Annotated in this window: 5 protein-coding genes; 2 read left to right on the top strand and 3 right to left on the bottom strand. The window is 61.8% G+C overall.

Annotated features, from left to right (window positions below; genetic code table 11):
- On the bottom strand, positions 1 to 366 hold a 366-nt coding region (locus tag WBB85_RS14400), incomplete at its 3' end, for an acyl-CoA dehydrogenase family protein (RefSeq protein ID WP_432639297.1).
- A 420-nt stretch (positions 367 to 786) separates the two neighbouring features.
- Between WBB85_RS14400 and WBB85_RS14395 the strand changes: the two genes are divergently transcribed.
- Entirely contained in the window at positions 787 to 1,386 is a 600-nt protein-coding gene (locus tag WBB85_RS14395) for a VPLPA-CTERM sorting domain-containing protein (protein WP_432639296.1), read from the top strand.
- Between the two features lie 243 nt (positions 1,387 to 1,629).
- Here the strand turns inward: WBB85_RS14395 and WBB85_RS14390 are convergent, their stop codons facing one another.
- Positions 1,630 to 2,751: a carboxylate-amine ligase gene (locus WBB85_RS14390; RefSeq protein ID WP_432639295.1), complete on the bottom strand. Its 1,122-nt coding sequence runs from the start codon at positions 2,749 to 2,751 to the stop codon at positions 1,630 to 1,632.
- A gap of 159 nt (positions 2,752 to 2,910) precedes the next feature.
- Between WBB85_RS14390 and WBB85_RS14385 the strand changes: the two genes are divergently transcribed.
- Positions 2,911 to 3,324: a YkgJ family cysteine cluster protein gene (locus tag WBB85_RS14385; RefSeq protein WP_432639294.1), complete on the top strand. Its 414-nt coding sequence runs from the start codon at positions 2,911 to 2,913 to the stop codon at positions 3,322 to 3,324.
- A 3-nt stretch (positions 3,325 to 3,327) separates the two neighbouring features.
- On the opposite strand, the gene WBB85_RS14380 is transcribed toward WBB85_RS14385, so the two are convergent.
- Positions 3,328 to 3,892, bottom strand: a 565-nt coding sequence (locus WBB85_RS14380) for an aldehyde dehydrogenase family protein (RefSeq protein ID WP_432639293.1), incomplete at its 5' end; no start/stop codon positions are given.

Below are 3,892 nucleotides of genomic sequence, written 5' to 3'. Positions count from 1 at the left end.
GTAGGAAAACACGGTTTCCATCGACACGAGATCGGGCAACCATTTCGCCTTGGCCTCATCCGAGCCGAACTTGTCGATCATGCCGCCGCACATATTGTGGATCGACAGGAACGATCCCACGGCGGGGCAGGCCATTGCCAGCGCTTCAAACACCAGCGTGGCATCGAGCCGCGAGAGGCCCGACCCGCCGCGTTCCTCACTGACATAGATGCCGCCAAGGCCGAGTTCGGCGACTTTCGTCCAAAGTGCTTTGGGGATCGTGCCGGCGCGTTCCCAATCGCGGGCACGGGGCGCAATTTCCTCGGCCCCGAAGGCGCGTGCCATATCGAAGATGGCCTCTTGCTCTTCGCTCAGTGCGAAATCCATGGATGCCTCCCCGGTCACAGTAATTGAACGATTGTTAAATTCTGATTGTTTCGGAAATTTTGCAAGCAGGAATTCCGGAGATGCGCAGTCGGGTGGTTCGGTCACCGGGCAGGGCAAGGCCGCATCGCGCGCGATTCGGAAAGGCGCCTCCCCCGAGTGGAATTGTCCGCAATCCGCGATGTATCCGACCGGTTGCACCGTATTGCTGCATTTGTCTGCCCAGTTGTTTTGGTGTTTGGTAACTTCCTATGAATAAACAGAAAGCACTCTGATTCCGCTGTTCGGCCACCGCAAATGTGGTAGAATTGCGGCGTGAGAGAATTGGTCTCTCAAATGGAGGGGTAATCGGGGTTTCAGAGTAGCGTCAGAGTTGCGGTCGCAACTGCTCTGCTTGTCGTTTCGGGCGCAGCAGCGCATGCGGTGACTTACAACTTTACCGGTGTGACATCGAATTCAGCGACGAATGTCACCGCCGGACAGTCGCAATTGACGGTGGACGTGCTCGACAGCGGGTCGGGCACAGTTTCATTCGCCTTCGGCAATGCCGGTCCGCTGGCCTCGTCGATCACCGATATCTACTGGGACGATCAGGCTGCGGTTCTGCGGTCAATGGGCGGCATGACGCCGTCGACTGGCGTGGCCTTCAGCCAGGGCGCAAATCCCGGCAATCTTCCCGGCGGCAATACGATCGGCTTTTCGGTCAGCCCGACCGGGGCTTCGGCAGACAGCAATTCCGGCAAACCGGGCGTCATGAAGAACGGCGTCAATCCCGGCGAATGGCTGACCATCGTCTGGACGCTCGTCGCCGGAACGACGTTTTCGGATGTGATCGCGGGGCTTGATCTTGGCGGCGATCAGGCGGGATCGCTGCGGGTTGGCATTCACGTTCAGGGCTTTGCCAATGGCGGGTCTGAATCCTTCGTGAACACGCCTGCGCCAGTACCATTGCCCGGGGCGGCGTTGATGCTGATCGCGGGTCTTGGCGCGCTGGGGGCTGCGGGACGTCGCCGCCGTGCCTGAGCGGGATTGAACAGCCCGTGAAGGGCGCGGAATGTCCGTCGTATCTGCAAACTGTGACGGTACGATTGCGCGCCCTTTGCGGATACTGCCACGAGTGCAACGCGAGCCGGGCAGGCGCTCGCCTGGCGTCTCCGGCTTGATACCGGGCGAAGGGGCGTATCCACGAATGGCAGCAACGTCCCGGCAATGCGGGCTAATACAGTTTTAAGACACGGCGTCTTGGTCCAACCTGACCCAACCGGGTCAAAGGTCAGCGTGAAACTCATCGATCAGGCTTCGTACGACGGCACGCATGGCACTGGCCCCGTCCTCTCCGGCCTCGATCGCATTGGCATGAACGAGGCGCTGGCGGTCGGCGCTGGTGTCCGGCAGGGTGCGCAGGGTCTCGATCTCGGCCGTGCAGCCCAGAACATCGGCATCTTCGGCAACGAGTTCGATCAGTTCGTTCATGAGGGCGGAAAAGCCAACCAGTTCCAGCCGCCCAAAATCGATCAGCCCGCCGGTGATCCCGTAGCGCTGCGCCCGCCAGCGGTTTTCTTCCAGCAGGAAATTGTCATAGTGCCGCCAACGCTGGTTCTTGCGCATCAGCCGCCACAGCATCCGCGTCAGGCATTGGGTCATTGCGGCCAGCGACAGGGTCATCTCCAGCCGGGGCTGCACGTCGCAGATGCGGCTTTCGATGGTCGGGAACCGGGCCGAGGGGCGCAGATCCCACCAGATCTTTGAGGAATCCTCGATCAGTTTCATATGCACCAATGCGTCCACCGTGCGCTTGTATTCCCCCCAGCTAGAGAATTTCGGCGGCAAACCGGTGCGGGGCAGATTGTCGAAAATGGTCAGCCGGTAACTGGCAAGCCCGGTATCGTCGCCCTGCCAGAAGGGCGATGAGGCCGACATCGCCAGAAGATGTGGCAGGAAATACGAGAGCTGGTTGACGAGGTCGATGCGCATATCCTCGGCCGGGATGCCGACATGGACATGCATGCCGCAGATTAGCATGCGCCGCGCGACGCCGCCAAGGTCGCGGCGCAGGTCGTTGTAGCGCTCCTTGTCGGTATGGTGCTGATCCTTCCAGTCGGAAAACGGATGGCAGGAAGCGGCGATGGGGGCGAGGCCATGCTGTGCGGCGTGGCGCGAGACACAGGCGCGCAGCTTGCGCAATTCGTCCCGCGCCTGGGCTACATCCTTGCAGACCCGCGTTCCGACCTCGATCTGGCATTGCAGGAATTCCGGACTGACCTGATCTTCCATTTCAGCCTTGTAGGCCGCCATCAGCGCCTCGGGCGCGACGGCAAGGGCCAGCGTGTCCTGATCGACGAGCAGGTATTCCTCCTCGACGCCGATGGTGAAATCCGGCTGTGTCATGTGTCACCCCCCCAAGATTTCGTTCAGTTGAGCAGAGGCGGGGGCGTCGGGCAAGTTTTCAGGGCTTGCACCTGCGTGATCCGGGCATTAGATGCCGCGCCGGCGCATCGCCCGGCGGCAAAGGGCCGACCGGACCGGCGCATGCCATAGGTCCACTGATTGCCCCCCTCAGACATTGATTGCACGGCCTGCGGTGCCTACTGTTTTGGCACCCATGACCGCTATATCGCCCTTCTGCCCGATGACCGGGCACGGGCGATCCCCGCCACACTGACCAGTGAGGTCGACGGACGCCGCTTCATGAAGATGTGCGGTGGCCATTGTGCCCAGCTTGCCTGCACCGATGACGCGCGCCTTGTCTGCGGCATCTATGAGGTCCGGCCCGAGGCCTGCCGCGCCTTCCGGGCGGGCAGTTTCGAATGCGTGAAAGCGCGACAGCATCGCGGAGCCCTGGCCGAGGCGATGCGCAACCCCGCGCCAGCCCGCCCGGAAACAAGCGGGCCGGAGGCTGATCTGCCCCCGGCCCATGTGATCGCAGTGATACCGAACGGGCGGATGAAGCCCCCGGCGTGACGGTCAGTCCATGGCCTTGAAGTTGAACTCGCCGCCTTCCTTGATGCCCGAGGGCCAGCGGGCGGTCACGGTCTTGGTGCGGGTGTAGAACTTGAAGCTGTCCGGCCCGTGCTGGTTCAGGTCGCCGAACATGGATTTCTTCCAGCCGCCGAAGGTGTGATAGGCCAGCGGCACCGGGATCGGCACGTTGATGCCGACCATGCCGATATTGATCCGGTGGGCGAAATCGCGCGCCGTATCGCCATCGCGGGTATAGATCGCGGTACCGTTGCCGTATTCGTGGTCCATCGCCATGCCGATCGCCTCTTCATAGGTCTTGGCGCGGACAACCGACAGGACCGGCCCGAAGATCTCGGTCTTGTAGATGTCCATGTCGGTCGTCACCTTGTCGAAAAGATGCGGGCCGACGAAAAAGCCGTTCTCATAGCCCTGAAGCGAGAAGTTGCGGTTGTCGACCACCAGTTCCGCGCCCTGTTCAACGCCGGAATTGATCAGCGCAAGGATGCGCTCCTTGGCCGCGGCGGTGACGACGGGGCCGAAATCGACGTCATTGCCGTCGGTATAGGGG

It is taken from the genome of Albidovulum sp. (assembly GCF_049646345.1).
Classification (GTDB): Bacteria; Pseudomonadota; Alphaproteobacteria; order Rhodobacterales; family Rhodobacteraceae; genus Albidovulum.
Note: the sequence above shows the minus strand (reverse complement) of the source record. Positions and strands in the feature narration are given on the sequence as shown.